Source organism: Campylobacter blaseri (assembly GCF_013201895.1).
GTDB lineage: Bacteria > Campylobacterota > Campylobacteria > Campylobacterales > Campylobacteraceae > Campylobacter_B > Campylobacter_B blaseri.
Genome location: NZ_CP053841.1, coordinates 62993 through 88442, shown reverse-complemented (window position 1 = coordinate 88442; position 25450 = coordinate 62993). Strand labels below are relative to the sequence as shown.

The 25450-nt window shown below is 29.3% G+C and carries 27 protein-coding genes, 1 tRNA gene and 1 CRISPR repeat array; of the genes, 9 read left to right on the top strand and 19 right to left on the bottom strand.

All coding sequences use genetic code 11. The annotated features are described in order from the left end of the window. Nucleotides 1-6: 6 nt before the first annotated feature. Complete coding sequence (gene dapF, locus CBLAS_RS00445) at nt 7-765, bottom strand: diaminopimelate epimerase (protein ID WP_106869318.1); 759 nt, start codon at nt 763-765, stop codon at nt 7-9. After that, a complete protein-coding gene (gene coaE, locus CBLAS_RS00440; protein ID WP_106869320.1) occupies nt 752-1369 on the bottom strand; it encodes a dephospho-CoA kinase in 618 nt (205 codons plus the stop codon). The genes dapF and coaE overlap by 14 nt, the downstream gene beginning before the upstream one ends. Nucleotides 1370-1430: 61 nt before the next feature. Between coaE and purM the strand changes: the two genes are divergently transcribed. Continuing rightward, the gene (gene purM, locus CBLAS_RS00435) at nt 1431-2420 is read left to right on the top strand and encodes a phosphoribosylformylglycinamidine cyclo-ligase (RefSeq protein ID WP_106869322.1); all 990 of its coding nucleotides are present in this window, start codon (nt 1431-1433) and stop codon (nt 2418-2420) included. Between the two features lie 551 nt (nt 2421-2971). Further along, on the top strand, nt 2972-3118 hold the full coding sequence (locus CBLAS_RS00430) for a hypothetical protein (RefSeq protein ID WP_157943546.1): 147 nt from the start codon (nt 2972-2974) through the stop codon (nt 3116-3118). 91 nt (nt 3119-3209) lie between these two features. On the opposite strand, the gene CBLAS_RS09390 is transcribed toward CBLAS_RS00430, so the two are convergent. The 5 genes from CBLAS_RS09390 to glmM form a co-directional block, all read right to left on the bottom strand. After that, complete coding sequence (locus CBLAS_RS09390) at nt 3210-3383, bottom strand: hypothetical protein (RefSeq protein ID WP_157943547.1); 174 nt, start codon at nt 3381-3383, stop codon at nt 3210-3212. Beyond that, nucleotides 3347-3422 (bottom strand) — tRNA-Val (locus tag CBLAS_RS00425). The genes CBLAS_RS09390 and CBLAS_RS00425 overlap by 37 nt, the downstream gene beginning before the upstream one ends. A 63-nt stretch (nt 3423-3485) precedes the next feature. Further along, nucleotides 3486-4673, bottom strand: a complete 1188-nt coding sequence (gene nhaA / locus CBLAS_RS00420; protein WP_106869326.1) for a Na+/H+ antiporter NhaA — start codon at nt 4671-4673, stop codon at nt 3486-3488. A gap of 68 nt (nt 4674-4741) precedes the next feature. After that, nucleotides 4742-5200 carry a signal peptidase II gene (lspA, locus tag CBLAS_RS00415; RefSeq protein WP_106869328.1) on the bottom strand — a complete coding sequence of 153 codons (459 nt, stop codon included), beginning with the start codon at nt 5198-5200 and terminating at the stop codon, nt 4742-4744. Next, nucleotides 5193-6533 (bottom strand): phosphoglucosamine mutase, encoded by a 1341-nt coding sequence (glmM, locus tag CBLAS_RS00410; protein WP_106869330.1) that lies wholly within the window; start codon nt 6531-6533, stop codon nt 5193-5195. Before glmM ends, lspA begins: the two co-directional genes overlap by 8 nt. A gap of 164 nt (nt 6534-6697) precedes the next feature. Here glmM and rpsT point away from each other — a divergent pair, with 164 nt between their 5' ends. Genes rpsT through CBLAS_RS00390 form a run of 4 tightly spaced genes read left to right on the top strand, consistent with a single transcriptional unit; the run spans nt 6698 to nt 9169 of the window. After that, on the top strand, nt 6698-6967 hold the full coding sequence (rpsT, locus tag CBLAS_RS00405; RefSeq protein ID WP_106869332.1) for a 30S ribosomal protein S20: 270 nt from the start codon (nt 6698-6700) through the stop codon (nt 6965-6967). 12 nt (nt 6968-6979) lie between these two features. Next, nucleotides 6980-8050, top strand: coding sequence for a peptide chain release factor 1 (gene prfA / locus CBLAS_RS00400; protein WP_106869334.1), 1071 nt, complete (start codon nt 6980-6982; stop codon nt 8048-8050). Nucleotides 8051-8105: 55 nt separating this feature from the next. Then, a complete protein-coding gene (locus tag CBLAS_RS00395; RefSeq protein ID WP_106869336.1) occupies nt 8106-8942 on the top strand; it encodes a universal stress protein in 837 nt (278 codons plus the stop codon). Beyond that, on the top strand, nt 8939-9169 hold the full coding sequence (locus tag CBLAS_RS00390; RefSeq protein WP_106869338.1) for a replication/maintenance protein RepL: 231 nt from the start codon (nt 8939-8941) through the stop codon (nt 9167-9169). Before CBLAS_RS00395 ends, CBLAS_RS00390 begins: the two co-directional genes overlap by 4 nt. Here the strand turns inward: CBLAS_RS00390 and CBLAS_RS00385 are convergent. Next, nucleotides 9159-10355: a multidrug effflux MFS transporter gene (locus CBLAS_RS00385; RefSeq protein WP_106869340.1), complete on the bottom strand. Its 1197-nt coding sequence runs from the start codon at nt 10353-10355 to the stop codon at nt 9159-9161. The genes CBLAS_RS00390 and CBLAS_RS00385 overlap by 11 nt on opposite strands. Before the next feature lie 130 nt (nt 10356-10485). Between CBLAS_RS00385 and CBLAS_RS00380 the strand changes: the two genes are divergently transcribed. Beyond that, complete coding sequence (locus CBLAS_RS00380; RefSeq protein WP_106869342.1) at nt 10486-11388, top strand: DMT family transporter; 903 nt, start codon at nt 10486-10488, stop codon at nt 11386-11388. On the opposite strand, the gene CBLAS_RS00375 is transcribed toward CBLAS_RS00380, so the two are convergent. The 4 genes from CBLAS_RS00375 to CBLAS_RS00360 are packed head-to-tail and all read right to left on the bottom strand — an operon-like array spanning nt 11385 to nt 15323. Continuing rightward, entirely contained in the window at nt 11385-12191 is an 807-nt protein-coding gene (locus CBLAS_RS00375) for a metal ABC transporter permease (protein ID WP_106869344.1), read from the bottom strand. The genes CBLAS_RS00380 and CBLAS_RS00375 overlap by 4 nt on opposite strands. Beyond that, the gene (locus CBLAS_RS00370; protein ID WP_106869346.1) at nt 12176-12931 is read right to left on the bottom strand and encodes a metal ABC transporter ATP-binding protein; all 756 of its coding nucleotides are present in this window, start codon (nt 12929-12931) and stop codon (nt 12176-12178) included. Before CBLAS_RS00370 ends, CBLAS_RS00375 begins: the two co-directional genes overlap by 16 nt. Beyond that, nucleotides 12928-14331: a HoxN/HupN/NixA family nickel/cobalt transporter gene (locus tag CBLAS_RS00365; RefSeq protein WP_106869348.1), complete on the bottom strand. Its 1404-nt coding sequence runs from the start codon at nt 14329-14331 to the stop codon at nt 12928-12930. Before CBLAS_RS00365 ends, CBLAS_RS00370 begins: the two co-directional genes overlap by 4 nt. Continuing rightward, entirely contained in the window at nt 14328-15323 is a 996-nt protein-coding gene (locus CBLAS_RS00360; RefSeq protein ID WP_106869350.1) for a metal ABC transporter solute-binding protein, Zn/Mn family, read from the bottom strand. Before CBLAS_RS00360 ends, CBLAS_RS00365 begins: the two co-directional genes overlap by 4 nt. Before the next feature lie 120 nt (nt 15324-15443). On the opposite strand from CBLAS_RS00360, the gene CBLAS_RS00355 reads away from it, so the two are divergent. Beyond that, a complete protein-coding gene (locus tag CBLAS_RS00355) occupies nt 15444-15797 on the top strand; it encodes a Fur family transcriptional regulator (protein ID WP_106869352.1) in 354 nt (117 codons plus the stop codon). After that, on the top strand, nt 15781-16509 hold the full coding sequence (locus CBLAS_RS00350) for a class I SAM-dependent methyltransferase (RefSeq protein WP_106869354.1): 729 nt from the start codon (nt 15781-15783) through the stop codon (nt 16507-16509). Before CBLAS_RS00355 ends, CBLAS_RS00350 begins: the two co-directional genes overlap by 17 nt. Nucleotides 16510-16541: 32 nt before the next feature. Here the strand turns inward: CBLAS_RS00350 and CBLAS_RS00345 are convergent, their stop codons facing one another. The 7 genes from CBLAS_RS00345 to CBLAS_RS00315 form a co-directional block, all read right to left on the bottom strand. Next, nucleotides 16542-16832 carry a hypothetical protein gene (locus CBLAS_RS00345; protein WP_106869355.1) on the bottom strand — a complete coding sequence of 97 codons (291 nt, stop codon included), beginning with the start codon at nt 16830-16832 and terminating at the stop codon, nt 16542-16544. A gap of 150 nt (nt 16833-16982) precedes the next feature. Further along, nucleotides 16983-17543: a CRISPR direct-repeat array (repeat unit 36 nt; unit sequence GTTTTATTACCATCAAATTTTACACAACTCTCAAAC). An 87-nt stretch (nt 17544-17630) separates the two neighbouring features. Continuing rightward, nucleotides 17631-18278 carry a type II-A CRISPR-associated protein Csn2 gene (gene csn2 / locus CBLAS_RS00340; RefSeq protein WP_106869357.1) on the bottom strand — a complete coding sequence of 216 codons (648 nt, stop codon included), beginning with the start codon at nt 18276-18278 and terminating at the stop codon, nt 17631-17633. Further along, nucleotides 18275-18625, bottom strand: a complete 351-nt coding sequence (gene cas2 / locus CBLAS_RS00335; RefSeq protein ID WP_241517555.1) for a CRISPR-associated endonuclease Cas2 — start codon at nt 18623-18625, stop codon at nt 18275-18277. Before cas2 ends, csn2 begins: the two co-directional genes overlap by 4 nt. Then, entirely contained in the window at nt 18585-19454 is an 870-nt protein-coding gene (gene cas1 / locus CBLAS_RS00330) for a type II CRISPR-associated endonuclease Cas1 (RefSeq protein WP_106869359.1), read from the bottom strand. The genes cas2 and cas1 overlap by 41 nt, the downstream gene beginning before the upstream one ends. Beyond that, nucleotides 19451-23446, bottom strand: a complete 3996-nt coding sequence (gene cas9 / locus CBLAS_RS00325; RefSeq protein ID WP_106869361.1) for a type II CRISPR RNA-guided endonuclease Cas9 — start codon at nt 23444-23446, stop codon at nt 19451-19453. Before cas9 ends, cas1 begins: the two co-directional genes overlap by 4 nt. A 264-nt stretch (nt 23447-23710) precedes the next feature. Further along, nucleotides 23711-24472 carry a pseudouridine synthase gene (locus CBLAS_RS00320; protein WP_172658222.1) on the bottom strand — a complete coding sequence of 254 codons (762 nt, stop codon included), beginning with the start codon at nt 24470-24472 and terminating at the stop codon, nt 23711-23713. Between the two features lie 10 nt (nt 24473-24482). Beyond that, a complete protein-coding gene (locus CBLAS_RS00315) occupies nt 24483-25445 on the bottom strand; it encodes a KpsF/GutQ family sugar-phosphate isomerase (protein ID WP_106869365.1) in 963 nt (320 codons plus the stop codon). Nucleotides 25446-25450 lie beyond the last annotated feature (5 nt).

Genomic DNA, 25450 nt, shown 5'->3' with positions numbered 1-25450 from the left:
CTAAATTTAACCATAAAAAATAGCATCAAAACTATGTATAACTTTGCCTTTGAAATAAATTCTATCTTCAACTACTCTAAACTCAAGCTCCTCTTTGCTTGTTGGATAGACTTTCATTTTGTTGCTTAGTGATTTATGTTTAAATCCTGCATAAAAACAAGCTGCCATACCAGTTCCACAAGCCATTGTTTCAGCCTCAACTCCACGCTCAAATGTTCTTACAAAAATATTGTCATCTTTAATTTGTGCAAAATTTACATTTGCATTATATTTTTCTCTCATTGCCTTTGCAAGTTTAAAATCCACACTTTCAATATCACTAACAAAACTAACTAAATGTGGAACTCCAGTATCATAAAAATACCAAGTATAGCCATTTTCCTCAAATTTATGTGCTAACTCTTTTGGCTTTGTTAGTTCAATTTCTACAATAGAAATTTTATCTTTAATATCATAAATTTTACCATTTATCAAACCTGCATTACTTAAAAAGCTCATATCTTTTTTTGCTAAATTATTTTCGTAAGCAAACATACAAGCCGCTCTAGAACCATTGCCACACATTGATGCCAAACTCCCGTCGCTATTATAAAATTCCCATTTAAAATCATATTTTTCATCGGGTAAAATAACTATAAGTCCATCAGCTCCAATGCCATTAAATCTATCACAAATTTTTCTTGCCAACTCACTTCTATTTTTACTCACCAAAGAGACAAAAATAGCAAAGTCATTTCCACTTGCACTATATTTAGATATCTGCATAATCTTCCTTTAATTTTTGTAAAAACTCACTAACTAAATTTTCTAAATGTTCTAAATCGCCACTATTGTCAATTATATAAGTTGATAAAACTTTTTTTTCTTCAATATCAATTTGCAAGTTTAATCTTTTTAAAACTTCATCTTTACTAAGTGAATTTCTTTTCATAACTCTTTTTATTAAAATGTCTTTTGTAGCATAAACTAGGAGTATTTTATCAAATTCTTTATACTTTTTACTCTCAAAATAAAGTGGTATATCTAAGAAGTAAAGCTTTTTATTCTCTTCAAAAATATTAGCTTGTCTGTAAATTTCAGACTCTATTTTAAAACTAAGCATATCTTCAAGTTTTTTAAGTAAATTTTTATCCGAAAAGACCAGTTTTCCAAGTTGTTTTCTATCTACGATTCCATTAATTACAAATTCATCTCCAAACTCAAGTGCTATTTTTTGGCTTATTTCATCTAAAGCTTTGTGGCTTATTTTGTCTGCATCAATTACATCGTAACCTTTTTGTTTTAAAATATCACAAACGCTACTTTTTCCACTTCCGATGTTTCCAGTTATAACAACACCAAAAAAATATTTTTCTCTACTACTTTTCATATTTAGCACCATTTTATCAATTTTTAGTTAAAATTATACCTAAATTTTAAAGGATGTTTAAATGATAAGCTATAAAGATGCAGGCGTTGATATAGATGCTGGAAATAATTTTGTAAATGCCATAAAACCATTTGTAAAATTAACTCTTAACAACAATGTTTTAGGTGGGATTGGTTCTTTTAGTGGGGCATACAAGCTTCCAACAGGTTATAAAAATCCAGCACTTTTAGCAGCAACTGATGGAGTTGGAACTAAACTTAGACTAGCCATAAAAGCAGAAAAATATGATACCATTGGTATTGATTTAGTAGCAATGTGTGTAAATGATTTAATCTGCAATTTCGCAACTCCTCTTTTTTTCCTAGACTACTATGCAACCGATAAACTTATAGTAGAAAAAGGTGTTGATATAGTAAAAGGTATAAGCGAGGGTTGTAAGTTAGCAAATTGTGCATTAATTGGTGGCGAAACAGCTGAAATGCCTGGCGTTTATCAAAAAAATGATTTTGATTTGGCTGGATTTGCTGTAGGAATGGCTGAAATTGATGAGATAGATAGAACAAAATTTGTAAAAGAGGGAGATATTTTACTTGCACTTCCAAGTAGTGGAATTCACTCAAATGGATACTCTTTAGTTAGAAAAATACTATTTGAAAACATAGGTATGGACATTAATGATAAAGTAGACGATAAAAGAATTATTGACACGCTTTTAACTCCAACTAGAATTTATGTCCAAGAGTTTTTAAATTTTAAAGATAAAATAAATGCTTTAGCACATATTACAGGTGGAGGAATTAAAGAAAATTTACCAAGAGTTTTTCCAGATAATTTAGGTGCTGAAGTTAAATTAAGTGCTATAAAGACTCCTGAAATTTTCAAATTTTTATCAAAATATGTTAAAACTGAGGAGATGTTTAAAACCTTTAATATGGGTGTTGGTATGATTATAGTAGCTAGCAAAGAAAATGCTAAATTTATAACTAAAAATAGTGATGCTTACGAGATTGGCAAAATTATAAAAGGTAATCAAAAAGTTAAATTTGTTTAACTTTTAAATATTAAAGTAGCTAAATTTAGTTACTTTAATAATATTTTATATTTAATTTAAGAGTAAATAAAGTATCTTGCTACTCTTAAATTTAAAGCCAAATGGGTCTTTTACTTTATGGTATAATTGACGAATTACTATACTAATCTTAATAAGATCATTGAGTCCTAAGATTTTTATCTTAGGACTCAATCAAAAAAGGATAATTTTGACTACATTCTTTAATGTATTGGATATAATAAGAATTATTGTAATTATTGGAACTATTTTATTTTGTATATCATTATGGATAAACAAAAAGAAATCTTTTGGGCAAAGCTTGTTTTATTTCGCTTTTGCCCTGTTTTTTCATATTTTAATTCCGACTGAAGATATTTATTCTATAGGACAACTAGGAGAACCAGGTAGGGGATATCCTTTTTATACTGCTTCAGTATTTAATTTAGCATTTTTTGTATTTATATTCTTGTCTTTTATATATCATTTAAATTTTAACAAGATAAAAAAATAACTATGTTTTATATAGCTATTTACTTGAAAATTTATATTTTATGAAAAAATTACTATTCATTGTAGCAATAGCATTATTTTTAATAATTCTTAGTGGAGATCCAAATTCTTTGTTAATGGAAAATGGAGTATATCATTATATGTTTATGATTTTATGTGCAATTATAGGACTTATATTAGCAATGTAAATTAAATTCTCTTCAAATTCTTGGTCTTAGTATTAATTATTTATCTAAAAAATTTACCTACTCATACCTCTATCACTTGATATACATCTTTCTAATTCTCTTTTGTTTTGAGTTGCAAATTTTCTAATTTCAGAGATACTACTTTTAATACATCATTTGCCTTGCTTTTTAAAATATTTGATAGAATTTGGTATTTCTTCTGTGAATTTTCTAATTTTCTTGAAGCAATGGTGGCTCCGATTGGACTTGAACCAACGACCCCCACCATGTCAAGGTGGTGCTCTACCAGCTGAGCTACGGAACCAAAAAGGGTATTATACTTAAAATAGATAAATTTGGCTTAAAACCAAATTTATCTATATAATTGTTATTCTGCCTCTCTAGCTAATTTTCTTCTGCCTACTATCTTAGCTACAACAAATCCAACTATACCAGAGATCAAAGATGCCATAAGTATTGCAAGTTTATCAGTTCCTTTATAAAGTTCTATTGAAGCTTCCCCATAAGCAAGTCCATCAACAAACAAACTCATTGTAAAGCCTATACCGCAGATTATACCAACTGCATATAGTTGAGCCCAATTAGCATTTTCAGGCAAGCTTGCTATTTTTAGTTTTACAATAATCCAACTAAACAGGAAAATACCAATCTGTTTTCCAAAGAAAAGTCCGAAAAATATACCCATGGGAACAGTTCCAAAAAGGTGTCCAGCATCAAGTCCTTTTAGACTAACTCCTGCATTTACAAATGCAAAAAGTGGAAGTATTATGAAATTTACAGGTGTTACTAAAGCACGCTCCATATCATGAAGCATTGAGTTACCAGGTGTTGTGTGAAGCGGTATCGTAAATGCAGCTACAACCCCAGCAATAGTTGCGTGAATTCCTGAGTTTAAAATTAAAACCCAAAGGATAAGACTTAAAATAACATATGGGGTTTTATTAAATATTTTTTTCTTATTAAGAGCTATCATAGCACCTAAAACAACAGCTGCTAAAAGAAGATATAGTAAATTTAAGCTACTTGAATAAAATAAAGCAATAATTAAAATAGCACATAAATCATCAATTATCGCTAGCGTTAAAACAAATATCTTTAAACTAGTTGGAACTTTTTTGCCAAGTAGCGCTAAAACCCCAACTGCAAATGCAATATCAGTAGCTGTTGGAATCGCCCAACCTTTCATAGCAACAGGGTCACCCCAGTTAATAATAACAAAAATTACTGCTGGTAAAACGACCCCACCAAGTGCTGCAATACATGGAAGTATAACTTGAGATATTTTACTAAGCTGTCCTTCTACCATTTCACTTTTAAGATCTAGTCCAACTATGAAGAAAAATAGAACCATTAAAGCATCATTTACCCAAAAATGTAAAGATTCATCAAGCTTAAAATCACCTATTCCCATAGTGATTTGCAAGTGAACAAACCAATCATAAAATTCGCTGAGACCTCCAACGTTTTTAAAAATAAGCGCAAACACTGCCGCAAGCATTAAAAGAACACCTGAGCTACTTTCGTTAGACAGTAATTTATCTAAAAATTTTTTCATAAATTTCCTTTTAATTTATCTTAAATTATAATCTACCATAATTAGAATTAATTGTAGTTTATTTTTAATTATTTACTCTTTTTTAACCTTTTGTTTTCTAAAAAAAACTGCAAAATTATTAAAAAAACTGCAAAATTTATAATTACGTCTGCAAAATTAAAAACAGCAAATTCAAACCACTTATGCCAAAAAACATAATCAACAACACCTCCGTGTATAAATCTATCAAGCAAGTTAGAACTACCTGCACCAATAAGTAACGAAAAAGCAATTAAGTGATTTTTAAAAAGTTCTTTTTGAAAAATTAAATATAAAAATAAAACAACTATTAAAATGAGCTGGAGAAATTTTAAATTTTCTCCTAAAAACTCAAACATAGAAAAAGCTACACCTTTATTATATGTAAGAATTAGTGAAAAATACTCTCCATTCCATCTAAATCCATCTATAAAAATTTGCTTAATTGCCTGATCTAAAACCATAACAGCTATAAAAATAGCTACGAATTTAACTAAACTCTTAATCATTTAAAGCTTTTTTGAAAAAATTTACAACTTCTTTCATTTTCTCATCTAAGATTTTTTGATCTTTTCCTTCTAATAAAAGTCGTATTAATTTTTCAGTTCCTGAATATCTAAAAAGTGATCTAATCCCTTGCAATTTTAAAGATTCCTCTAATTCTTTTAACCCCTCTATGCTGTTAAGATCTTTTTTTACTGATATTGTTAAATTTGTTAAAATTTGAGGATATGGTTTTATCATTGAGCCTAGCTCGCTTGCTGTTTTTTTATTGGCTAACATACAAGCACTAAATTGCAACGCACTTGTTATTCCATCGCCTGTTTTAGCGTAATCTCCAAAGATAACATGGCCGCTTTGCTCGCCACCAAAATTTATATTTTTTTCTTTCATCATTTCTAAGACAAATTTATCACCCACGTTGCTTCTTAAAACCTCAATCCCATTTTCTTTTAAATGATCATCAAGTGCAGCATTACTCATAACAGTTGCTACTATTTGATTGTTTTTTAATCTATTTGTATTTTTTAAATATATTGCTAAAACACCGAGCAAGACATCACCATCAATAATATCCCCATTTTCATCAACCACAACTACTCTATCAGCATCACCATCAAAAGCAAATCCAACATCAGCTCTTAGTCTTTTAACCTCGCAAGCTAATTTTTCAGGGTGTAGTGCTCCACAATTTTCATTAATATTTTTTCCATTTGGATTATCGTTAATTGTTATAACTTCTGCACCAAGTTCTTGAAATATAGTTGGTGCAACCCTATAACTAGCGCCATTTGCAACATCAAGAACAATTCTTAATGACCTTAAATTTAACTCTTTTGGAAATGAGTTTTTTATATGAACAATATATCTTCCTATAACATCATCAACTCTTTTGGCAGCTCCAATTTCCATCATTGTTTTTCTTGCTTCTTTTATAAGCTCTTCATTATGCAAAATTTCTTCTATCTTTTGCTCTTCATCTGTGTCAAGCTTAAAGCCTTGATTGTCAAAAAATTTAATACCATTATCATAGTAAGGGTTGTGAGAAGCGCTTATCATAATACCCGCATCACATCTCATATCCTCGGTTAAAAATGCAACCGCAGGAGTTGGCATAGGTCCAATTTGCCTAACATTGTAACCAATTGAAGTAAGACCTGCAACAATAGCTGTTTCTATCATATAACCACTTCTTCTAGTATCTTTACCAACTAAAATCATATTTGTAGCGGAGTTTTTGCGGAAATATATGCCAGCTGCAATTGCTATCTTCATAACAAACTCAGCAGTTAACTCTTCTCCTGCTTTTCCCCTAACTCCATCTGTACCAAAATATTTCATCTACAATTCCTAAATTTTAAGTTTGGAAATTTTAACATATATTTAGCAAACCTATTCTTAAAAAGGGTATTAGTTTTAATTTATACTTAAATTCAGTTCTTTTTAAAAAAAAAGTGTGTATAATCCACATCTTATAACTATATAAAATTTAAAAAGGTGTATAAATGGCAAATCACAAATCTTCTGCAAAAAGAGCAAGACAAACTGTCAAAAGAACAGAAAGAAATAGATTTTACCGAACAAGACTTAAAAACATAACAAGAGCGGTAAGAGAAGCAGTTGAAGCTAATGATGTAGAAAAAGCAAATGAAGCATTTAAAATAGCTAACAAAAACATACATGGCTTCGTTAGCAAAGGTATTCTAAAGAAAAATACTGCTGCAAGAAGAGTTTCAAGACTTTCAAAATTAGTTAAAACATTAGAAAATAACTAAGTAAAAGATAAGATGTTAGCTGGCAAACTTCAAACATTTCTAGATAGATATAGTGAATTATCAAAACTATTAAGTGAACCAGATATAGCCAGTGATATTGAGCGAATGACAAAGCTCTCAAAAGAGCAAAGTTCACTAGAAGATATAAACAATGTAGCTATATCTTATCTTAATGTCTTAAACGATATTGAAGAAAACAAACTTCTTTTGGAAGATCCTGAGTTTACAGAACTTGCAAAAGAGGAATTAAAAGAACTAGAACACCAAAAAATAGAACTTGAAGATGAGATAAAAATTCTACTTATCCCAAAAGATTCAAATGATAATAAAAATATATTTCTTGAAATTCGTGCAGGAACAGGTGGTGATGAAGCTGCTTTGTTTGCTGGGGATCTTGCAAATGCATATTTAAGATATGCAGAGCTTAGAGGGTATAAAACAGAAGTTGTATCACAAAGCGAAGGTAGTGCTGGTGGCTTTAAAGAGATTATTCTTTTAATAAAAGGCAAAGGTGCTTACTCAAGGCTAAAATATGAAGGCGGAACACATAGAGTTCAAAGAGTGCCTGAAACTGAAAGCCAAGGAAGAGTTCACACAAGTGCTATAACAGTTGCAGTAATGCCTGAGGCTGAGGATTCCGATATACAAATAAATCCAAATGATTTAAAAATAGATGTTATGAGAAGCTCGGGAAACGGCGGACAATCAGTGAATACTACCGATAGCGCTGTAAGAGTCACTCACATTCCAACAGGTCTTGTAGTTGTAAATCAAGATGGAAAATCTCAGCATAAAAACAAAGACGCCGCTATGAAGGTTTTAAAAGCAAGACTTTTTGAAATACAAGAGCAAGAAAGACTTGAAAAAGAGAGAGCCCAAAGAAAAGATCAAGTAGGGACTGGCGATAGAAGTGGTAGAATTAGAACTTACAACTACCCACAAAATAGAATCAGCGACCATAGAATCAACTTAACACTTTATAGACTAGATGCCATTATGGGTGGTGGGCTATTTGATGAAATTATAGACCCATTAATCACAGAAACACAAACACAAGCGCTAGAAGAAGAGGGTCTAGCCTAAATTTTATTTTAAAATTATTCTTTACTTGCTATAATTAGCACATTAAGGAGAGGTTATGAAAAAAATTATTGCTTGCCTGGATGGAAACTCATTAGATAACTCAGTTTGTGATTATGCTATTTTTATATCTAAAAGTCTAAATTTAGAGATAACATTTTTACACATTATACATATGCAAGCATACGCTCCAAATTTCTTAGGTCTTGCAGCAGGAAGCCTAATAGTAAATGAAACTAGTGACATCCCTTATAATATAAACTATAAAGAGCCATCAAAAGAAGAGCTTGAAAATGCTAATGCGCTTTTAGAAAAAGCAAAAAAATATGCAGATAGTAGAGGTATAATCTCAACAACGCAAGCAGTTCATGGAGATTATTTAGACACACTGCTTGAATATGAAAATGTCCACTCTTTTGTGATTCCTCTAGAAAAAGATGACGAAGAGATAAGAGATAATGTAGCTGTATTACTTAGAGAAGTTAAAGCTCCTATTTTATTTATAAATAAAGCCTTTACTCCTATAAAAACGGTTTTACTAGCATTTGATGGACATGAGGCATCTATAAGAACTTTAAATTTCATACAAAATAGTAAAATATTTGGCGATGATTTAAACTATCATATTATAAACATTAATAAGAGCAAAGAAGATTCTGAAAAGATACTCTCAAAAGCTAAAACAATTTTAAAAAATAAAAATGCAAAATATATAACTCTTTGCAGTGGAGAAATCGCAGAAGAGATTATAAAATACAGACGAAGTAATAATATAGATATTATAGCAACAGGTGCATATACAAGAGGCATAATATCTAGTTTTTTCTTTGGAAGTACCTCAAAAGAGATAGTAAACAACGCTATTGTGCCGATTTTATGCGTAGGTAAACTTTGATAAGCTCACTTGAAATTTATAAAAAAATTTTAGGTGACAAGAAAGTTGATATTATTGAATTTTTAGTTTTAAAATGCGATAAACGTGGGTTTATAACACTAACAATAGATGAAATATCCAAAGAACTAGATACTAGTAAACCAACTATTATAGCCACCTTTAACCTCTTAAGAAGTAAAGGTACTTTAAAACGCATCAAAAATGGTGTTTATAAAATCACTCTTTAAAGCCCTTTATATAAATTAACAAAGCTATAAATGTAGAGCTCCCCATAACTATACTTAGAAAAAGTGGATTGTTTGCTTTTAAAAACCCCACACTAAATGACGCACCACCTGCAAAAGCAAATTGCATAGCACCAAGCACAGCAGAAGCAGCGCCGGCTGATCTTTCTTTATAGCAACTCATGGCAAGCGATGTAGCATTTGGTATTATAAAACCAAGTGTTGCTAAAGTTAAAAAGAGCATTATTTCAAAATACAAAAACTCCACTTTAAAATATCCTAAAGCTATTAAAATGATAACAAAAAAACTAGCTAAAAAAAGACCTATTTTTAAAAAATTTTCAGGTGAATGTTTTAGCACTAGTTTACTGTTAATTGCCGATACCAAAGTAACACCAAGAGCATTTAAGCCAAAAATTATCCCGTATTTATATGTACTAAGTCCAAAATACTCTACAAAAACAAAAGATGAACCTGTAATATAAGCAAACATCGCCGACATAGGCATGGCAAGAGATAATGCATATACTATAAATTTTCTATTTTTTAAAATTTCAATATAAGTTATAGCCATTTTTTTAAAACTTAGTTCATCTTTTTTACCAACTCTAGAGCTGTCTTTTAACCAAAAATATATCATAAACAAAAGCATAACTCCTAAACTAAAAAGCATGATAAAGATAATTCTCCATGATACAAAATGAAGGATTAAACTACCAAATGTAGGTGCTAACATAGGAGCTAAAGATGCAACTACCATCATTATGGCAAACATTGAAGCAGCTTCATTTAATTCAAATTTATCGTTTATAACAGCTCTTGCAATCACAATTCCAGCAGAACCGCCTAAGGCCTGTGTGAATCTAAAAAATATAAAAGCGTAAACACTATCTACCATAGCACAAGCAAAGCTTGATATTACAAATATTGTAATTCCAAAATATAATGGTTTTTTTCTACCATATATATCGCTTAGTGGTCCATAGATTAATTGGCCAAAAGAAAAAGCTATGAAAAACACAGCCAAAGATAACTGCATGTAAAATTCATCTGTTTCAAAGATTTCTCTTATCTGCGTTAAAGCTGGCAAATACATATCAATAGAAAGTGGCGCAATGGCACTCATAAATGCCAGAACTAAAACTAGCTTGATTTTATCAAATTTATAAGTTGTGTTTATTGTTTTCATAATTTAAATTTTATATATTTATATTAAATTTTATTTTAATATTTTATTTTAATAAATAATTACAATTATATCTTTTCTAATGTTAAATTTTAAGTATTTTTTGTTAAAATCACAGATTAAGGGGTTTTTTATGTCTAAAAGTTTAATGTCTGAAATTGCTTTAATATTTGTAGCTATTTCGTGGGGTGCTACATTTTTACCTGTTCAAAGTGCCATTGAAAGCATAAATGTTTTTAGTTTTTTATTTTTTAGATTTTTAGTATCTACAATCTTAATGTATCTAATATCTTTAAAATTTGGTATTAAATTTACCAAAAATTCTATCTTATATGGAGCCTTGCTTGGTCTGTTTTTGTTTGGTGGATTTTCATTTCAAACATATGCTTTAAAGTATACATTAAGCTCAACTGTGGCATTTATAACTGGATTATATGTTATTTTAGTTCCTTTTATAATGTTTGTATTTTTCAAACAACACGTTAAACTTACTACAATTTTTGGTGGTATTGTAGCTCTAGTGGGACTTTACTTTTTAAGTGGTGCAAATAGTTTTGATCTAAATTTAGGCGAGCTTTTAACTATAATTTGCGCTGTATCGTATGCGCTTCATATAAGCTTTACAGGCGTTTATGTACATAAAAGTAATATCTATGCCTTAGTTACAACACAATTTGGCACAACGGCTCTACTCTCTTTAATATTTGCAATATTTTTCTCTAATAATAATCTAAACACAATGGCTATCTTAGGTGGGTTTGAAATTTGGCTAAATATAGAGCTTCTATATGCCATAATTTTAACAGCAGTTATAGCAACTGTTTTTGCCTTTTTTGTCCAAACTTTAGCACAGCAATACACAACAGCTGCTAAAACTGTTTTAATATTTACGCTTGAACCTGTTAGTGCAGGTGTCATTGGATATCTGTGGGCAAATGAAATTCTAAGCAAACCCCAGATATTTGGAGCTATCTTAATCCTTCTTGGAATTTTAATATGTGAAGTTGCCCCTCTTTTAATAAAGAGAAAAAATTAAAGACTTTTTAGTCTTTTAAAAATTACAACCATAAAGAAAAAGATCGATGCAACCATTATAATGCTAGCGCCACTTGTTATATCAAATTTATAACTAAGAAGTAGACCTACAATGCAAAAGATTGATGAGATAATAGCCGAATAAACCATCATTTCCCCAAGTCTTTTAGAGAATATCTCAGCAATGTATGGAGGAATAGTCATCAAAGATATTACTAAAATTAGCCCAACAACTTGAATGGTTCCAACTACACAAAGTGCCATCATAGCAACTAGTACGTAATAAAATAGCGTTGAGTTTACACCCTTTAATCTAGCAAACTCACTATCAAAACTTATAGCACAAAATTGCCTATAAAACACGCACATCATTATAATGAATATGATATCAACCATAGATACAAAATAGAGCGTATTTTTATCAATAGCTAGTATAGAACCAAAAAGATAGCTCATCAAATCAACATTATATCCTGGCGTTAAATCTATCAAAATAATACCAAAAGCCATACCAAATGCCCATATGGCTCCAACTATTGAATCAAACCTCTCTTTATCTTTTAAGGTTATAAAAGCCACTAAAAGCGCTAAAAATATTGAAAATACAGTAGCGCCTAAAAGTGGAGCTATGCCAAAATAAAAAGCAAGACCTATGCCACCATATGCAGCATGAGAGATACCTCCTGCTATAAATGTCATTCTATTTATAACAACTAACGATCCAACAATTCCACAAGCAATACTTACTAAAATTCCGCCCAAAAAGGCGTTTTGCATAAAAGTTAAACTCAATAATTCTTGCAAGAACACTCCCTTAAAATAAGCTCAACATCACAAATATGAGTATGCTCTTCTCTTAAATGGTTAAAAAAGTTATCTTTTTTCTCTATATCAATTTCATGCATAACTAGTTTTTTGTTTATGTGCCCTACTTTTGTAGCGTAGTTTATGGAGATATTAACATCGTGGCTTATTACTATTATGCCTTTTCCGTTTTTATTTATCTCTTTTAATAGATCATAAATTTCAATTTGCCCTTGCGTGTCAATACTAGCTGTTGGCTCATCTAGCAAAAGTATCTTAGCGTCACTACAAAGGGCTCTTGCTATATAAACTCTTTGTCTTTGACCACCACTAAGCTCACTAATTCTTCTTTTTGCGCAAGCTTCCATCCCAACTAATTTAAGTGCTTCCAATGCATCTTCTTTGCACTCTTTTGTATAAAAACCAAATTTCTTTTTATCAATTTTACCCATTAAAACAACATCTAAAACACTAATAGGGAAATTTTCATTTATAGGTATGAATTGCGGAACATATCCTAATATAGATGAAACATCTTGTGGTTTTTTACCATAAATTTCAATACTTCCTTGCTTAGGGGTGATTAATCCTAGCATTATCTTTAAAAATGTACTTTTTCCACCACCATTTGGACCTATTATAGTTAAAAAATCATTTTTATTATATTCTAAATTTATATCTTCTAAAACTAAATTTTCATCATAACCAAAGCTTAAGTCTTTTACTACTATCTCACTCATAATATACCTATTTTATCAGCAATTAAAAACATAAACACACCTAAAATTAGCATTAAAAATATGCCAAAAAACTCAATATATATTTTAAGGTTTTTAAATTTACTAGTTCCTATTTTATTGGCTTTAAATCCTATAACAGCTGCTAAAAATATAACAACTGACATACCTAGTGCCATAAAAATAGCACTTATAAAGCTTAAAAAGTAACTTCCTATATTAAAAGCCACAACAAACACAAGTATAGTTCCAGGGCATGGAATTATAGCCGCACTTAAAGCTATGAACCACTCATTTTCACTCTTTTTATGCCCACAACAACTAGAGCATTTACAACCTGTTTGATGTGTATTACCCTTAATCTCTTTAATCTTATCAGCAAACAAAAACAGACTAACAAGTATTATAATTATAGCTGAAACCTTGGTCGTTAAAGAGATGTTGTTACTTGAAACAGAAGATGCCACCAAATCAACTCCAAACATACTAACAACAACTAACAAAAAGGCACCTATAACATGAAAAATTCCGATTTTAAGTGAAAAAATAAAGCTTTTTAGATAGTTTCCACCATTTGCTAAAAAGTAACTCGTTGTTAGCATTTTTGCATGTCCAGGTCCTGCTGCATGAAAAAAACCATATAGAAAAGATATTGAAATTATGCTAAAAATAGTTAAAAAGCTAAACTCTGCACTATTGGCAAAAAGGGATTTAAGTTTTTTAAGTGTTTTTAGTCCATACTCATCTATGAAATTTTTACTTACTTTTTCGCTATCTATATTGCTATTTTTAATTAAAGATTTTAAACTCTTTTGTTTTTGAGTGCTAATATTTCCTTTTTTAAACTCAATAAATGTAGCATTTAAATTTGAATTATAAATAGCATATAAATTATCCAAAATCATACTTTTGCCACTATTTAAAAAGCTAAAATTAAAATATCCCTCATCATCATTTGCAACTATTTTTAATATTCTATTATCTTTTATAGGGAGTTTTACCTTTTTAATAAACTCAAAAACATATCTTCCATCAACCAGACTTGATTTTGAGTCTATAATCTCGCCTTCAAGTTCGTGCGTTTTTCCATCTGGCATATCATAATATTCATATTTCATTAGATAATTTTTTCTTTGAAGATAATCAACCATAGCAAAATTTACCTCAGCTAATTCATCCTCATCAAGCTTTAAATTTCCATTTAAATCATATCCTTCTAATGTTAAATCTGTGAAGTTTTTTGAAAAATGCCACGATACTTTTATGCTGTTAAGCTCTTCTTGTGTGGTATTAAAATCTAGATAGATATGCGCTGTTGGGGTCATTAAAGCACATAATGCACAAGCTGATGCCTGTGTTGTAAAAAACACAGACACCAAAAAAATCAAAATTCTTTTAATCATATATTGTTTTCAAAGCTTTTAACTACTTTTTCCATACCTTTCATCCAATCTTGTGGAAGTGGATCTAACTCAACTACTTTTATACCACTTTCCTTTGCTATAATATTAGCAGATTTTTTTGAAAATTGTGGTGCTACAAATATAACTTTTATATTTTCTTCTTTGGCTAGTTTGATTAGTTTTTGAAGCTCTGCAGGTTTTGGCTCTTTACCCTCTTTTTCAACTGGAATTTGTTCAAACCCATATCTTTTTGCAAAATATCCCCAAGATGGGTGGAAAACCATAAATTTTCTTCCTTTTAGATCTTTTAATCTATCTTTTATATCATTGTGTAATGCATTTAGCTCTTTTATGAAACTTGAAGTTCTAGCCTTATAAAGTTCCTCATTTTCAGGATATGCTTTTATAAGTGCTTTTTCTATATTTTGGGCTTGTACTATAACAAGTCTTGGATCTAGCCAAATGTGTGGGTCAAGTCCTCTGTGAGTATGGCAAAACATTTCTCCATTTTCATGTTCGTGGCAGTAACAATCACTATCTTTTTTAGGATCACATCCAACCTCTTCTTCAATCTCATGCTCATTATGTGTAGCGTGTTCGTGATCTTCATGATGTTCGTGCTCTGCCTCACCGTGTTCATGATGTTCATGGTGCTCGTCGTGATCGTGATGATGCATAGATCTCTTAACCACTCCCTCATCAGTAGCAACTATGTTTAGGCTTGGAATTTGTGATTTAAATTTCTTAAGCCAAACTTTTTCGAAAGGAACCCCTATTGAAAAATATATATCTGCATTTTCAAGATGTTTCATTTGTGATGATTTTGGCTCATAACTTGCTGGACTAGCCCCTGGAAGCACCATAACATCAATCTTTACAGTATCTCCTGCTATCTTTTCAACAAAATATTTTTGTGGCAAAATGCTAACTACTACATCTCCCTTTGCAAACAAAGAGATAACACCAAATAATAAAGTTAGAAGAATTCTCACCTTTAATCCTTTAAAAAAATTTATGAAAGTATAACAAATGCAACTTAGTTGCAACTTATAATTATACACTTTTAGTTTATATTATGTAAAATTTGTTATCATTCCCACAAGGATATAAATATGGATATTAAAAAATTTTTAAATGAGCATGGCATAACCCCAACTTCTTTAAGAGAAGAGATTATAAACATACTCTCTAATATAGAAAAACCTATTAGCTGTGATGAGTTAGTAGAACAAACATCTGCTAACAAAACAACTATATATAGAAATTTAACTCTATTTGAAGAGAAAAATATACTTATCTCAAGTGAAACTAACAGAAAACACTTCTATGAGTTAGCAAAAGAGGCAAAGGCGTATTTTGTTTGTGATAAGTGCCATAAAATGGAAGAAATCACCATGCCAAATTTAGATAAAAAACATGTTAAAAGTGTTGTTATAAAAGGGATATGTGATGAATGTTACAAATAACAAATGGGATAAAAAGTCAAAAACATATAATAAATTTAGTGGAAATTTGAATGATTTTCAAAAGAAATTTTTTAAAGTTTTAGATGAATTTGGTGTTGATTTTAAAGGTAAAACAATGATAGACATAGGGTGTGGAACAGGTGCGTATACACTATATCTAGCCAGATTGTGCAAAAATATACTAGGTATCGATAGCTCCATTAAAATGCTTGAAGAGTTGGAAAAATCTGCAAAAGAATTTAATATAACAAATGTAAAAACTAAAAATTTTAGCTTTGATGAGTTTGAAAGCAGTGATAAATTTGACATTGCTTTTTTAACTATGAGTCCGGCACTTCAAACAAAAGAGCATTTTCAAAAATTTATCGATCTAGGTGAGCTTAAAATTTATCTAAACTGGTATAAACCAAGACATTCGACACTACTTGAACCGTTTTTTAAAAAATATGGTAAAAACAGCCTAACAAACAGAACTAGTATGTTAAAATCTTATTTGGAAATATCTAAAATTCCATACAAAAGTGAAATTTTAACAGAAATGAGAATTCAAAACAGAAGTTATGAAGAAGCGGTTGAAAATGTGCTTTGGCATCTTGATATAAATAACTTAAATTTCAATGAAGACGAAGTTAAAGATGAGATAAAAGCTATGCTTGAGGGTGGATTTATAAAAGATACCATAAACTCAAAAATGCAACTTTTAGTCTTTTAGAAAATTATCTTTGAATTTTATATAGATAGGTCTTAGTGCATGTCTATCTTAACGGTTTCATTTGTTTCTTTTTTCATATCTTGATGATTGTTGTTAAAAAAATCATTTATTTTACTATTTCTAGTTAAAGCGTTTTTATGTTTTTCTTCATCTTTATGCATATGTGCTTTACTAGATCTTCTTTGATCTACTACCTCACATGGTGTCATCTCTTTTTCATCACTAACAACCATGCATTCGCCCATTTTTCTAGCGTTGTTTTGAGCATTTAAACTAATACCTAAAACAAATGCTAACCCTAAACCAAAAAATAATTTTTGCATTTTTAGTCCTTCAATATTGCTAATTTATCCAAATGGAACTCCATATATAAAGCATTATAATTGATTTATATATTCTGTATCTTATATCAACATTTTTAATGTAATGATAATTTTGGGTTAATCATTTTTGTTAGTAGTTGTTAGCAATTAGTTTTATTACCATCAAATTTTACACAACTCTCAAACTATTAATCTACAAAAAACAAAAAAATATCTGTTTTATTACCATCAAATTTTACACAACTCTCAAACACTTTAGAAGATTTAATCAATTACAATAAGTTTTATTACCATCAAATTTTACACAACTCTCAAACGCTGTTGTTAGTATAACAAGCAATGAAGGTTTTATTACCATCAAATTTTACACAACTCTCAAACTCACTATTCGTTAGAAAGATTATTCTTAGAGTTTTATTACCATCAAATTTTACACAACTCTCAAACTATCGGAGATTAAGTTTCCCTCAGCAATTCGTTTTATTACCATCAAATTTTACACAACTCTCAAACACAGGGTAGGATAATGTTTTTCAACATTTAGTTTTATTACCATCAAATTTTACACAACTCTCAAACTATATAGTAGCCATCTTTATTCACATTTTGGTTTTATTACCATCAAATTTTACACAACTCTCAAACTCGTTATTGTAATTAATCAAATCTTCTAAAGTTTTATTACCATCAAATTTTACACAACTCTCAAACCTCAAATGAGATTTGAGCTTGCAACGCATACACAACATGCGATATTTGTACTAGATAATTGCCATATTTTACCACAATCTTATAAATTTAACATCTTACCTCGCATAAGTCTTCGTCTATTATTACAATTTCTTCATTTTCAAGTTTTATTTTATAATTTGATTCAAGCAGTAACACATTAAATTTTCTAAGGATTATCTCTCTATAAAGCTCTAAAAGCTCATTATTAGAAAAGATTGATTTTAAATTTACAAAAACAAAAATTTTAATGTCTAAAACTTCTCTTTCTATATTCATAAAATCAACTATATTTTCTAGCAAAGTATCGCTTTGAATTATCTGTATATTAAGTATTTTAACAAGATTTTCTATACTAATATCTGCTCTAAAAATGCTATCATAAGAGCTTAATATCATATTAGAAAAATCGTTTAATTTATTTACTAAGCTTAAGCTATTTTCATAAAATTTGGTTTGACAATCTTTAATTATGTTTTTTTGAATTTGAGTTATGATTTTTCTTTCATTTTTGAAAAGATCTAAGACATCTGGATTAAAACTTAAAGTTTTGTCATACTCAAAGTTATCATTATCATCGCTTATTATAAAACCGCTTCCATAGTTGAAATCTTTTAAAATTTCCCTATAAATTTCTGGTTTTTCTATATATAAAATTTGAACTTTGTTTTCATTAAATTGAATTGGTTTGCTTAAAATTTCATGATATATCTTCATAGTAAAACAACTCTATCGCTTGAACTTACAACACTATCTTTTTGCTCTCCTATTATATATTCCATTTTATTAAATTGTTTCTCTGTTATGCTAAGAAGTATAATGTTTCCTTTTTCTGGTGAATTAGCTCTTACTCTTGAACTTAATAGGTTTGCACTAGTTTGATTTAAGACAATCTTTGAATATACAGAATTTTGAAGCATCATAAATCCATTTTTTAGTAAAAATTTATGAAATTTACTATAATTTTTTATATCTTTACTAGTTTTAGTCGGCAAATCAAAAAATACTATAACTCTCATATATCTAAAACTCATCATAAATTTCCAAAAGCATATTGTTTTCATTTAATGAATCAAGCACACTTTTTACATATACATTTATAGCACTCATTAAAAATTGCTCCTTATTTTCTATCATAACTTTTTTGTTAAAAAGTTCTAGCATACAGATTTTTTCCTCTTTTTCAAAAACTTTTGGTTGTAATTCATAAACCATTTTATCAACGATTGGTCTAAAAATTTCCATTAAATCACAACTTAGATTAAAGTAGTTAAATCTATTGTCATGAAAAAGCCCTATTTGAGTTATATATCCATTTGATGAAATTTCTTTATTAAAAGTTGAAAGAAGCAAACTATAACCATAGTTTAATGCTGCATTTATAGAGTTATCACTATCTCTTGTAAATTTCATACCAAAAAGTGCATTAAAATAAACCTTAGCAGCATGTCCTTCTCTGTTTGTTTCATCATTTAGTTTTATTTCTGATATGTATTTTTCTAGTAATTTAGCCTCTTTTTTATAATCAAAGATTATTAAATTATACATTTGTTTATATATTTTCTCTTTGATGATTCTAGTCCAAATTTGAGCTTTCATTTCATCTTTCCATAACATTTGCTTTTTGATTTTTAAACTAGAATCATGACTTCCATACATTGGAGCAAGTTCGGAAAATGGGTTGTGAAAAGAGTCACAAAATATAACTTTAACTTTCCTTTTTATTAGCTCGTTTAAAAGTGCTGTTGTTAAAGATATAGCGGTTGAATCAATCACCAAAACCGCTATTTCATTCAATGCTATTTTACTAATGTTTTCTTTTCTAACTACCAAGTAACCAAACTTTAAATCAAGCTTAGCTATTCCATTTATACAAACAGTTCTCCAGCTCATAATTTATTTAAATCTATCTCCTTTTTATAAAAACCTGATATTGACTCAAAGATAATTTTGTATGTTTTATTATCAGATAGGTTTTTAACAAATTTTACTGATCCAGCATTAGGACTTCCGCCAATAAGACTTAAATTTGCATTCTGAGCGGTTGTATCAAATAGCTTTAAAAGCTCACTTAATAATAAGCATTTATCTTCTAAACTAAGAGATATAAATTTTTCTCTTCCATCTTTTAAAGTTTCAATTTGACTTGCTGGCTTGTTTTTATAAGCAGTTTCATGCTTTTTAGTTAGCCTATCATAAAGCTCTAGCAACTCTTTATCTTCTATATCAAATTGATATTTGTTTATAAAATACTCTTTTTTAAATCTCTTAGCTTCATTTATTTTATCTACTATTTTAAGAACTTTTTTAAGTAAAAGCTCTTCTTTGCTATTTAATATAAGCTGCACAGCATTTCTGCAAAGTATTTTATCTTCATTGTTTCCTGTCATTTTCATTAAATAACCATCAACTTTTATGAGTGAGTTTTTAAGTAGTTTTGGAAGCTTTATAACAACATCTTCAAAACCTAGATTATTTTGACAATACTCTTTAAGAGTCAATTTTCCATTTTCAATATCTTTTTTCAAATAAATAGGAATTGTATCAATTCTTAGTTGTCTATTTTTACCTTTTTTATATTCAAATATAAAAAAATATGCCATAGATTTGCCATTATATCCGCCATATCTGCTAGTGTTTTTAAGTCTTGGATCGGCTTTTAGTGGTATTAGCCCCTCTTTTGCCTTAACTGGTTGTTGATTAAAAAGTCCTCCATTTGCCTCATAGCTCATATAAGTTACCAAATATGGATTTTTATTTATCATTGTGTCTTTTACAATTTTTATACTCTTTTTAGCATCCCAGCCAAACTCCTGACCTCTTATAATATCCCTTTCTAAAAGCTTTTCAATCTTTAAGTTATAATGTTCACCTTTATACTTTTTGAAAAAGTTTCTTGGATTTTTAGTAAATTTGACATTATATGCATTTCCAACAGCTATATTTAGATAAGCATCTTTTGCATGGTGTAAATCATTTAAATCTCTACATTTTATCAAATCAAATTTTTGCCTAAACTCACTAACAATTCCTGCTTTTACATACACAATTTCACTATTTTTGTATAGATCTTTTAAAAGAGTAGCAACAGCTTTTGTGCTTTGTCTAGTTTCAACTAACTGCCTAGCTATAAACTCTGCCTTTTCATCTTCACTTAAAGGGGTAGTTCTTGTAAGGCTATGTAGTTTTTTGCTACTCATTAAACCTTTATCTTTTAGCATTTTCCAAAAAGATCTCATTTTATTTTGAACTTCAAATGATACAGGAAAAACATCTGTTTTATCTTTATTGCTTATCTTGTTAGTAAGAACTAAGTTATCAAAACTATCATCTTTTTTAATAGATCTTGGTATGATGTGATCTATATCATAAATATTTTCATCAAAAAGCTTACTTATATCTATATTATTACCTGCATAAATGTCTTTTCCAAATTGCATATAATAAAGATATAATTTTTTTGAGTTAAGTCTGCTTTGCTCCTCTTTTTCAAGATTAGTTTTTACTTTATCAAACTCGATCCCAAACTCTTTAACCCCGTCTTTTTTAATGCTTTTATAAAGCTCTAAAAGTTGATCTTTTCTAGATTTGGTTCGTTCTTTTCTACCTTCCTCTCTTGCCATTTCTATAAATATCTTTTTAGGTGGATATTTAAAAGCAGATATTATCTCATCAATCAACCTAAGTGACTGCCAAATTCCCCTTTTAACAGATGGTCCAACATAAAGATTGTCTAGTAAGCCATAACTAAGACCAACATCTAAAAGATTATTTTGCTTTTTATATTCATTGTTATGCTTTTCTATCTCATTTTTAAACTCATCACTAACTAACTGCATTAAATTTTTGTTAGTATCTTCTAGGATTTGTATAAGGGTTTTATCATTACTTTTTATGCCAACTAAAAGTTTTTTACTCAAACTTCCAAAACCACTATATTTAAGGGTGCAAAGCCTATCTAATGTTTTTTCATCTAGACTTGGTGATATATCTAAAATATAGCTTTTAAGCATTTTCTTATCATAGCCAAACAAAGCTATATATTTTATAATCTCCTCTTTTTCTTCATCGCTTAAACTATTTCCAACTATTTCCTTTAACTCTATATATGATTTTAAATTTGATGTTAGCTTGTCATCAACGCCTTCAATTATTAAATTTTTATCATAGTATCCATTGTTTATAAGGTGTTTTTTAATGCTACTTTTACTAACACTTTTTTGTTTTTTAAATAGATTTTCATACAATTCTTTCTTTAACTCAACAGATATATCTTCATCATTAACTTTCAAATTATTAAGCTCATTTAAAACGCAATATTTTGAAAAAAGTAGTGAGTTTTTAGGCAAAACATCCTCTCCTAACAGATATGAACATTTGTTAGTCATTTTTGTTATGAAATTTTGTGCTGATTGTTTTATATTTACAACTTTATCAAAATTCCAAGGATAAATTTTTTCATTGCTATTTTTTACTATCCATGCATTGCCACCCTTATCTTTGTGATAATCATTTAATGGTCCTACATAAAATGGAATTCTAAATTCAAAAATAGAAATGATCTTATCTTTAATATCTTTCAAAAATGGATAAAATTTTGTTTGGTTATCTATGATTTTTATAAGTTCAGATTTATGAATTTGATGTGGAATAACTGAATTTCCATCAATTAATCTTGGTAAAAAATTTCCTAATTCAATATCATCTTTTATAGTTTTAACTATTTGGCTATCACTTTTGTTTATAATTTTTTTAATGTAAGCATAGAAATCATCTTTTGTAGTTTTTTTATGCTCATCTTTTAATTTTTTAGTTTTAAAATGCCCTACATAAGCTGGATAATTATCTTTAGTACTACTTTTAAATACCTCATTAAATTTATCTTTACCATACTCATTTAGTATTAAATCTTTAAGCTTTTTTAAATCTTTTTTATGCTTTTTATAGCTTTTTATCTTTGATTCCGAAATTGTGCTTGAATCTTTCATGATTTTTTGAAGTAATATATAATCAAAAATATCTTTTAATGGCTTAATGAAGTTTGCATCTTCTCCAAATTTAGCTAATAAATTATCAAAATTTTCATCAAAACTATCACTCAGTAGAGAAATTTCTATCTTTTTTTCTTCACTTTCTGGAAAAAATATCTTTAAATTTCCTTTACCACATAGTAAATTTACTATTTGTGTTAATACCTTTTTCTCATCAAATTTTTCTGAGCTAACAGTTATTATCTCTTTTAATTTTGCTTTTTTATCACCTAGCCTTAAACTCTCATCTTTTAATACTTCTTGAAAATTATCTAAAAAGTCTACATTAATATCTAGCGCAAGAAGTTCATCTATTAGATTTTGAGTTAATTCGCTAAAATTATTTTTGTTATCGCCTATTTCACCGTCAAATAAAAAATGTCCTCTTTTTTTAACGATGTGGTGTATTGCTAAATAAACTAATCTTAAATCAAATTTTTCATCTTTTGTTATAAGATCATATCTTAAATGATAAATACTATTATACTTTTTATGAAAATCTCTATCTTTAAATTTTATATCATTAAATAGTGTATTTGTTTGGTTCTCGCCTTTATCATCGGCAAAAAATTTACTATCTTCTAATCTTTTAAAAAATTTATTATCAACTTCGTCTATTTCGCTAGAAAAGAGATTTCTTAATAGCCCTAATCTCCATTTTACCCTATCGCCTCTTCTTCTAGATGAGCGAAATCCTCGTCTCTCAGCAGCAGGCATAGCGTCATCAAAAAGTCTAACACCCCAAGTTTTTTGACCTTTAATTTTTAAAATATTATAAAACTCATCGCTAACAGCCCAGCCAATTGAATTTGTTCCTATATCAAGCCCAAGATAGTAACTTTTCTTATCTAGCATTTATAGCTCCTTATTTAAATTACTATAAATTCTAGCTTATTTTAATATAAAATATCATTAAAAATTTAGGTATTATTAAATTTATATTTAAGAAATATTTGCTATAATTATTTTGCATTAGGTTTGAATTACCATCAAATTTTACAAAACAAGAGAATCGCTCGGCTTTAACCGATGTTTCCTTGACAACGAGTTCAAATAAACATTAATGCAAACCACCCGCAGGGGTAAGCAGTGTGCTTATTTAAGAAGTCTTAAGACTTCTTAATATCTTACATTATTTGTTTCCATAAAATTTCTTAGGTCATCGTATTCTGAATTTGTTAGGTATCTCCATTTACCAGGTTTTAACATCCCTAAATCAACCCGTCCAAAGCTAACTCTTTTTAGATCCACAACCTCTAAATCAAAATAGCCAAAAAATCGTCTAAGTTCTCTGTTTTGACCTTCACTTATCATAACTTTAAGTTTTGTATATCCGCCACTTGAACCAAGTACAGAATATACTAAAAATGGTTTAAATTCCATAGATTTAATCGTAGTTTTTTCGTGAGCCCCCTTTGTAGCATCGGCTGCAAAAAAACCTTCTTGCATAGCTTTTACAACCTCATCACCAACCAATCCTTTTACTTTTAGATAGTAAACTCTTTCAATATCACTTTGCATTAAAGCAGTTGCAATAGCCGGTGCATCTGTTAGTAAAAGTAGTCCCTCGCTTGCAAAATCAAGTCTTCCTATGCTTACAAATTTCCTAAACCCATTAGGTAAAGAGTCATATATAGTTTTACGACCTCTATCATCTTTTTTTGTTACTAACTCGCCTTTTTGTTTGTGATAAACTATAACACTAAATTCTTTTTTAAGCTTTATGAAACGACCATTAATTCGAACTTTATCCTCATGAGTAACTTCACAAAAATCAGTTATAACTTTTCCATTTACGCTAACCTTTCCATCTTTTATAAGCTCGTCAGCTTCTCTTCTTGAATACCCAGTATTATGTGAGATAAACTTATTTATCCTAATTTTTTCCATTTTATAATCCTAAATTTGTTAAATCGTGTATATGTAGTGTACCTATGGGAATATTTTTTTTATCAACTACCGCGATAAGTTGAATTTTATAACTCTCTATAATCTCTAATGCTTTTGAGGCTAAAATTTCGATATTATTAATAGTTTTTGGGTTTTTGGTTGCATATTTTATAGCACTATCTTCTATATCAAACCCATCATTCATCAAAGCTCTTCTTAGATCTCCATCGCTCAGTATAGCTACTAACTCACCTTTTTTGTTTGTTAGTAAAACAGTTCCAAGTTTTCCGTGTGTCATAACATCTATTGCATTTTTTAATGTTGTATCATCGTTTAATATAGGCAAATCAGATGTTCTCATAACATCTTTAGCTTTTAGATAAAGCCTTCTTCCCAAGCTTCCACCCGGATGGAAATTTGCAAAATCTTCAACTTTAAAATTTTTCATTTTCATCAAACAAACTGCCAAAGCATCGCCTAATGCAAGGGTTAAAGTTGTGGATGTTGTTGGTGCTGCACCTATGTGGCATGCCTCTTTTATTATATTTAAAAGAATTACTTCATCTGAAAATTTAGCAAGAGAACTCTCCGAGCTACTTGTCATTGAGATAATCTTAACACCATATCTTTTTAAATGTGGCATTATTTTTATAAGCTCATCACTTTCGCCACTAAAGCTAATCGCTAATATAATATCTTCTTTTTTTACCATACCCAAATCGCCATGTAAGGCCTCAGTTGGGTGCATAAAAAAGCTGGGCGTTCCAGTACTTGCAAAAGTGGCTGCCATCTTTGCACCTATATGTCCACTTTTACCAACTCCAGTTACCACAACCCTACCTGTGGAGTTAAAAAGGATATTTAAAGCATTTTCAAATCTATCGTCAAGTAGATCGATCTGCCTTAAAATCTCCTCTCCTTCTATTTTCAAAACCTCTTTGGCTACATTTAAAATTTCACTCACATTTT

Coding starts and splice junctions, on each gene's coding strand:
- csn2 (WP_106869357.1), bottom strand. CDS start 18,278: ATGAAGATATATCATGAAATTTTAAGCAAACCAATTCAATTTAATGAA.
- CBLAS_RS00345 (WP_106869355.1), bottom strand. CDS start 16,832: ATGCAAAAATTATTTTTTGGTTTAGGGTTAGCATTTGTTTTAGGTATT.
- purM (WP_106869322.1), top strand. CDS start 1,431: ATGATAAGCTATAAAGATGCAGGCGTTGATATAGATGCTGGAAATAAT.
- cas2 (WP_241517555.1), bottom strand. CDS start 18,625: ATGAAAACAATATGCTTTTGGAAATTTATGATGAGTTTTAGATATATG.
- lspA (WP_106869328.1), bottom strand. CDS start 5,200: ATGATTAAGAGTTTAGTTAAATTCGTAGCTATTTTTATAGCTGTTATG.
- cas9 (WP_106869361.1), bottom strand. CDS start 23,446: ATGCTAGATAAGAAAAGTTACTATCTTGGGCTTGATATAGGAACAAAT.
- CBLAS_RS00395 (WP_106869336.1), top strand. CDS start 8,106: ATGAAAAAAATTATTGCTTGCCTGGATGGAAACTCATTAGATAACTCA.
- CBLAS_RS00430 (WP_157943546.1), top strand. CDS start 2,972: ATGAAAAAATTACTATTCATTGTAGCAATAGCATTATTTTTAATAATT.
- CBLAS_RS00365 (WP_106869348.1), bottom strand. CDS start 14,331: ATGATTAAAAGAATTTTGATTTTTTTGGTGTCTGTGTTTTTTACAACA.
- CBLAS_RS00380 (WP_106869342.1), top strand. CDS start 10,486: ATGTCTAAAAGTTTAATGTCTGAAATTGCTTTAATATTTGTAGCTATT.
- CBLAS_RS00385 (WP_106869340.1), bottom strand. CDS start 10,355: ATGAAAACAATAAACACAACTTATAAATTTGATAAAATCAAGCTAGTT.
- rpsT (WP_106869332.1), top strand. CDS start 6,698: ATGGCAAATCACAAATCTTCTGCAAAAAGAGCAAGACAAACTGTCAAA.
- prfA (WP_106869334.1), top strand. CDS start 6,980: ATGTTAGCTGGCAAACTTCAAACATTTCTAGATAGATATAGTGAATTA.
- coaE (WP_106869320.1), bottom strand. CDS start 1,369: ATGAAAAGTAGTAGAGAAAAATATTTTTTTGGTGTTGTTATAACTGGA.
- CBLAS_RS00355 (WP_106869352.1), top strand. CDS start 15,444: ATGGATATTAAAAAATTTTTAAATGAGCATGGCATAACCCCAACTTCT.
- dapF (WP_106869318.1), bottom strand. CDS start 765: ATGCAGATATCTAAATATAGTGCAAGTGGAAATGACTTTGCTATTTTT.
- glmM (WP_106869330.1), bottom strand. CDS start 6,533: ATGAAATATTTTGGTACAGATGGAGTTAGGGGAAAAGCAGGAGAAGAG.
- CBLAS_RS00370 (WP_106869346.1), bottom strand. CDS start 12,931: ATGAGTGAGATAGTAGTAAAAGACTTAAGCTTTGGTTATGATGAAAAT.
- CBLAS_RS00350 (WP_106869354.1), top strand. CDS start 15,781: ATGAATGTTACAAATAACAAATGGGATAAAAAGTCAAAAACATATAAT.
- nhaA (WP_106869326.1), bottom strand. CDS start 4,673: ATGAAAAAATTTTTAGATAAATTACTGTCTAACGAAAGTAGCTCAGGT.
- cas1 (WP_106869359.1), bottom strand. CDS start 19,454: ATGAGCTGGAGAACTGTTTGTATAAATGGAATAGCTAAGCTTGATTTA.